General features: G+C 37.6%; 3 protein-coding genes. All 3 read left to right on the top strand.

Annotated elements, in window-relative coordinates:
- A partial coding sequence (locus tag C0512_RS15450) for a hypothetical protein (protein WP_290863183.1) occupies positions 1 to 374 on the top strand: 374 nt, incomplete at its 5' end.
- Positions 375 to 594: 220 nt separating this feature from the next.
- Entirely contained in the window at positions 595 to 1182 is a 588-nt protein-coding gene (locus C0512_RS15445) for a hypothetical protein (protein ID WP_290863181.1), read from the top strand.
- A 17-nt stretch (positions 1183 to 1199) separates the two neighbouring features.
- Entirely contained in the window at positions 1200 to 1511 is a 312-nt protein-coding gene (locus C0512_RS15440) for a hypothetical protein (protein ID WP_290863179.1), read from the top strand.
- Positions 1512 to 1715 lie beyond the last annotated feature (204 nt).

The raw sequence follows: 1715 nt of genomic DNA, 5'->3' as shown, positions 1-1715 counted from the left end.
TCAATGTAAACGTTGATTCAACCCGGTTTCGAAACAATCTGGAAAATGCACATTCCGGCGCTGTATCGGAAGGTAATCCCTTAGCACCCGGCTACAACAAGCAAACCTTCGGTGGTAATGGCTTGGTAGAGGCGCAGCATGTGATTCCGGTTTCGGTTGCCAATGATGATTTAAATGTGCAATTTTTCAAAAATCTCCGCACCGAAACCGAAAAATCCCCCGGCGGCGCCTATGTCTTCAAGATCAACGATGTGCAAAATGGGATTTTTTTGCCCACCAGCAGTGCCGCCGCTGCGACTGGCCAGCAACAAGGCATTTATGCGGCCGTAAAATCAATTGCTCCCTTTGACCATTACAGTTTTAGTATCTATTAAATTTGAGACACTTACTGAACGAAAGCTTAACAAAATTAAATAACACTTAGGGGTTTAATTATGGGCAACAGGATATTCACAATTGAAGCTAGATTACTGGACTTACTCGATGCTGGCACTAATGGAAATTTATATGAAATTGAATAATTACCAAATTCAGCGTAGCGCTCGCTGGTTTTTATGTCTCACAAATTTGCTGCTTTTTTCGCGTGGGAAAATCATGAACAAACCAGCCGACTTATTAATAGCCGTTTTTATAATTTCTATTCTTTCCGGTTGTGCAATGCCTTCATTTTGGCTAGATGAGAGCGATTTTAAGGATAACTTACCAGATAATTCAATTAGAAAATATTTTGCAAAATGGGCATCTGATTTACCTGAGGTAAGAGCCGAAAAACTACATGCTGCATATAAAAATGATTTTTTGCAAATGTTTCCAATCGGTGAACAAGAAATTCATGTAAAAAATTATTTAGAGAAAATCGGGGCAAAATGCATCTATTCCTCAAAAACAGAATTTGATACTTTGGATACATGTATTTATCGACGAAAGATAAAAACTTATAGAGGACGTGGATATCTTGGGTTTAATAAGAGTTTTTTTGCGGAGAAATTACTTATGTACGAGGGATGGGAAAGTATTTCTTATAAAATAATTTCAATAAATAATTTTATAAAAAATGTTCATGTAGACACCACTAGCGAACCTTTGTATATAAATAATTACACTGTATCCCCCCAAGAAAAAAAAGAGATAGAGAAACAAAAGGAAAATTGTCAATCACCTGAATGTATTCGCAAGTTTTAATATTATAGGAGATAAAAATGGAAAAGATATTCAAGATTGAAGCTCGCGCTTATGATATAGCTGGAGTGGCTGCGCATGATTTTTGGGTTTTAAGAGACGAAAATAACAATGTACTTGCACAATTACATGGACTCGCAACAACTTCTACAGGGGAGATAATACCAATAGGTACGATTGGAGATAAGCTTAAATTTTTTCACTATGGTTCTTACGCGATTTCTTTAGGGCTAGACCCTTTGAGAAATAGAAATTATATAGACCAAAACCAAGACTCACGATTAGTCTTTGTTGGTACAGATACTGAAGTCTTAGCTCGTAGCTGCGATTAGCGACAGCGTAATCGCGGTAATGTGCTGAGATGCCGGCAGTAGGATTGATTATTAAAAATTTAAATCGTTGGGTTATGGCTGTGCTGAGCAGTTTTGAAGCGTTTTGATCGCGGTTAATCGCTTGCATTGACTGGGAAGACAGTTAAATCAAAACCTGACGCAACATTCCAGTGGACTCGATTAAGGTTCCACATCAGAATTCAT

The sequence above is a fragment of the Flavobacterium sp. genome, assembly GCF_013822155.1.
Classification (GTDB): Bacteria; Bacteroidota; Bacteroidia; order Flavobacteriales; family Flavobacteriaceae; genus Flavobacterium.
This window is presented reverse-complemented; position numbering and strand designations above follow the sequence as displayed.

Coding starts and splice junctions, on each gene's coding strand:
- C0512_RS15445 (WP_290863181.1), top strand. CDS start 595: ATGAACAAACCAGCCGACTTATTAATAGCCGTTTTTATAATTTCTATT.
- C0512_RS15440 (WP_290863179.1), top strand. CDS start 1,200: ATGGAAAAGATATTCAAGATTGAAGCTCGCGCTTATGATATAGCTGGA.